Below are 2,239 nucleotides of genomic sequence, written 5' to 3'. Positions count from 1 at the left end.
AGCTTAGAAGTAAGAGATTTTACAGAAGAGGTAAATCCTTCCTCAGCAATTGAAGAGGCTGCAAATGCGATCCAAAGTAGTATTGATTTAAGAGAAGGGCCGTTAATGAAATTGGGTTTATTCCAGTGTAAAGAAGGCGATCATTTATTGATTGTGATTCATCATTTAGTCGTAGATGGTGTGTCTTGGAGAATCTTACTGGAAGATATCGAAACAGGATATGAACAAGCGATAAATGGAGAGGAAATCCAACTCCCGCAAAAAACAGACTCCTTCAAATTATGGGCCGAACAATTGACTCGTTACGCGAACAGTCCAGAGATGGAGAAAGAACGTGAATATTGGAATGAGATTGAACACATCCCAACGGGATTGTTGCCGAAAGATAAGGAACAAGATTGTAGTTTAATAAAGGATAGTGAAAACATCACAATCCAATGGACAGCTTCTGAAACCGAGCAGTTATTAAAACAAGCAAACCGGGCATATAACACTGAAATCAATGATTTATTGTTAACGGCTTTAGGAAGAGCAATTCATAAGTGGACAGGAATGGAAAACATTGTAGTGAACTTAGAAGGACATGGACGAGAGTCTATTCTTTCGGATCTTGATATTACTCGTACAGTAGGATGGTTTACGAGTCAATACCCAGTAGTTCTACCGATAGAAGCAGGAAGCGATATCTCTTATCAAATTAAGAATATTAAAGAAGGATTGCGCAAGATTCCAAATAAAGGGATTGGATATGGTCTGATAAAATATCTATCTGAAAATCAAGGAAAACAGAATTTCACATTGAATCCAGAGATTAGCTTCAACTATCTGGGACAGTTTGATCAGGATTTAGAGAATACTGATATGCAGATGTCATCTTATTCAAGTGGTGATTTTGAGGATAAGAATCATAAAAAATCATATGTTTTAGATATTAATGGAATGATATCGGGTGGGAAATTATCATTAGATATTAACTACAGTAAAAAACAATATCAAAGAGAGACCATAAAAAAATTGGCCAATGGGCTGCAAGCGAGTTTACAGGAAGTCATTGAACATTGTGTAACGAAAGAACAAACCGAGCTGACACCAAGTGATATTATTTTCAAGGGAATGACGATTGAAGCATTAGATCGAATTATAGAGGAAACTAAGCACATAGGCGAAATCGAAAACGTGTATCCGTTAACGCCAATGCAAAAAGGTATGTTATTCCATAGCTTGATGAATTCAAAATCAGAAGCTTATTTTGAACAAGCGACGTTCGATATACAAGGAAGTATGGATGTAAAAGCATTTGTTCAAAGTTTGGAAAAACTAGTACAAAGGCATGCCATATTCCGAACGAATTTTGTGAGTGATTGGAATGATGAGCCGTTACAAATTGTATACCGAAATCGAAAAGTTGATTTTCATTTTGAAGATCTTCAGGAAATGGAAGAATCATCACGTGAAGATTGGATAAAGAGGTATACCGCTGAAGATAAAGAAAGAGGGTTTAATCTTGCTGAAGATGTATTAATGCGTATGGCAATTTTACGTACTAATGAGCAAACATACCATGTTATCTGGAGCTTCCACCATATCTTAATGGATGGTTGGTGTATGCCACTGGCAATACAGGAAATATTTGAGACTTACTATGCAATTCAGGAACAAAGAGAGCCTGAGTTATCTATAGTAACACCGTATAGTGACTACATTGAATGGTTAGAAGTACAAGATTATGAAGAATCCTCTAAGTATTGGAATAATTATTTAGAGGGGTATGAAGGGCAAACACTGTTACCGAAGGTTACTTCTGGTAGAGATAATGAAAGCTATGCTTCGGGTAACTTGGTTTGGAATCTTGGTCAAGAATTGACTGAGCAATTGAAACAAGTCGCGAAGAGTAACCAAGTCACTTTGAATACATTAATGCAGACAGCATGGAGTGTATTATTACAAAGATATAATAATAGTACAGATGTTGTCTTCGGAAGTGTGGTCTCAGGAAGACCATCCGAAATAGTGGGTGTAGAAAATATTATTGGATTGTTTATTAACACAATTCCTGTGCGTATTCGTTGTGAAGCGGAAGAATCTTTTGTAGAAGTGATGAAAAGAAATCAAAAACAGGCGATAGCCTCACATGCATATGATACGTATCCGTTGTATGAAATACAGACACAAACAGAACAAAAGCAGAATTTAATCAACCATATTATGGTGTTTGAAAACTATCCTTTAGAACAGCAAA

Annotated in this window: 1 protein-coding gene; it reads left to right on the top strand. The window is 36.3% G+C overall.

The annotated features are described in order from the left end of the window. Nucleotides 1-2,239, top strand: a 2,239-nt coding sequence (locus ACTFP3_RS30075; protein ID WP_440012085.1) for a condensation domain-containing protein, incomplete at both ends; no start/stop codon positions are given.

Source organism: Bacillus cereus group sp. MYBK5-2 (genome assembly GCF_051915685.1).
Lineage (GTDB): Bacteria > Bacillota > Bacilli > Bacillales > Bacillaceae_G > Bacillus_A > Bacillus_A cereus.
Note: the sequence above shows the minus strand (reverse complement) of the source record. Positions and strands in the feature narration are given on the sequence as shown.